The 1,582-nt window shown below is 69.9% G+C and carries 2 protein-coding genes; both read left to right on the forward strand.

Features of this window, described 5'->3' with window-relative positions:
• The first annotated feature begins 278 nt into the window (after positions 1-278).
• Positions 279-710 (forward strand): 50S ribosomal protein L11, encoded by a 432-nt coding sequence (gene rplK, locus ABZT87_RS31380; RefSeq protein ID WP_007465329.1) that lies wholly within the window; start codon positions 279-281, stop codon positions 708-710.
• Between the two features lie 78 nt (positions 711-788).
• A complete protein-coding gene (rplA, locus tag ABZT87_RS31385) occupies positions 789-1,505 on the forward strand; it encodes a 50S ribosomal protein L1 (RefSeq protein ID WP_234583444.1) in 717 nt (238 codons plus the stop codon).
• The last annotated feature ends 77 nt before the right edge of the window (positions 1,506-1,582 follow it).

The following is a 1,582-nucleotide window of genomic DNA, read 5'->3' on the forward strand; positions in this document are numbered from 1 at the left end:
CCCCACATGAACAACAAATTGGGGGGTGTGTCTAGGTGCGGGGGGGAGCCCCGTGGGGCCAAAACAACACCCCCGCCCCCCCCCCCCCCCCGGGGGGGGGGGGGGGGGCCCGCCCCCCCCCCGACGTCGGCGTACGCCCTCCCGCTCGACCTCGGCGGACGAGCGGGCTGCGGCCTGCGCTACTCTTGAACGTCGCCGCTGTCGCACCGCGCTGACCGTGCGCGTCCCCGAGGGCGGCGACGGCCGCATTTTCCCAGCTCCAAGCCCCAGGAAGTGACATGCCTCCGAAGAAGAAGCTCGTCAAGACGTTCACGCTTCAGCTGCCGGCGGGCCAGGCCACGCCGGCGCCGCCGGTCGGCCCCGCGCTCGGCCAGCACGGCGTGAACATCATGGAGTTCTGCAAGTCCTACAACGCGCAGACCGAGTCCCAGCGGGGCGACATCGTCCCCGCCGAGATCAGCGTGTTCGAGGACCGGTCCTTCAGCTTCGTGCTGAAGACCCCGCCTGCCGCCCGGCTGCTGATCAAGGCCGCCGGTGTGCAGAAGGGCTCGGGCGTCCCGCAGGCCGAGAAGGTCGGCTCGGTGAGCCGCGCCCAGCTGCGTGAGATCGCCGAGAAGAAGATGGCCGACCTCAACGCCAACGACCTGGACCAGGCCGAGAAGATCATCGCCGGCACCGCCCGGTCGATGGGCATCACCGTCAGCGACTGACGTTCGGCCTCGCCGACGACCCGACCGTGGGAGGGCCCGCGCCGAGCGGCCCGCCAGAGACCACAGGAGTAATCAGCAATGCAGCGCAGCAAGAGCTACCGCAAGGCCGCCGACGTCATCGACCGGTCGAAGCTCTACACCCCCTCCGAGGCCGTGAAGCTGGCCAAGGAGACCACCAACGTCAAGTTCGACGCCACGGTCGAGGTCGCCATGCGCCTCGGCGTCGACCCCCGCAAGGCGGACCAGATGGTCCGCGGCACGGTCAACCTGCCGCACGGCACCGGTAAGACCGCCCGCGTGATCGTGTTCGCCGGTGGCGCGAAGGCCGAAGAGGCCGCCGCGGCGGGTGCGGACGAGGTGGGCACCGACGAGCTGGTCGCCCGGATCCAGGGTGGTTGGCTCGACTTCGACGCGGCGATCGCCACGCCGGACCAGATGGCCAAGATCGGCCGGATCGCGCGGATCCTGGGCCCGCGCGGTCTCATGCCGAACCCGAAGACCGGCACGGTGACCATGGACGTCACCAAGGCGGTGCAGGACATCAAGGGCGGCAAGATCACCTTCCGGGTGGACAAGCACTCCAACCTGCACCTGATCATCGGCAAGGCCTCCTTCACGGAGACCCAGCTGGTGGACAACTACGCCGCGGTGCTCGACGAGGTGCTGCGCGCCAAGCCGTCCGCGGCTAAGGGCAAGTACCTCCGCAAGGTCATCCTCACCACCACCATGGGCCCGGGTGTCCCGGTCGACCCGAACCTGGTGAAGAACCTCCGTGAGGACCAGGCCGAGGCCTGAGCCGACAGTTCGCTCGTACCGGGGCGCCGCCACGATCGGCCCGGTCGCCGCCATCGGCATCGCCGCCACCCTGCTGG

Source organism: Micromonospora sp. NPDC005237, from assembly GCF_040607775.1.
Lineage (GTDB): Bacteria > Actinomycetota > Actinomycetes > Mycobacteriales > Micromonosporaceae > Micromonospora.

Bases quoted from the DNA above. Each gene is read 5' to 3' on its own strand.
- rplA (WP_234583444.1), top strand. From the start codon at position 789: ATGCAGCGCAGCAAGAGCTACCGCAAGGCCGCCGACGTCATCGACCGG.
- rplK (WP_007465329.1), top strand. From the start codon at position 279: ATGCCTCCGAAGAAGAAGCTCGTCAAGACGTTCACGCTTCAGCTGCCG.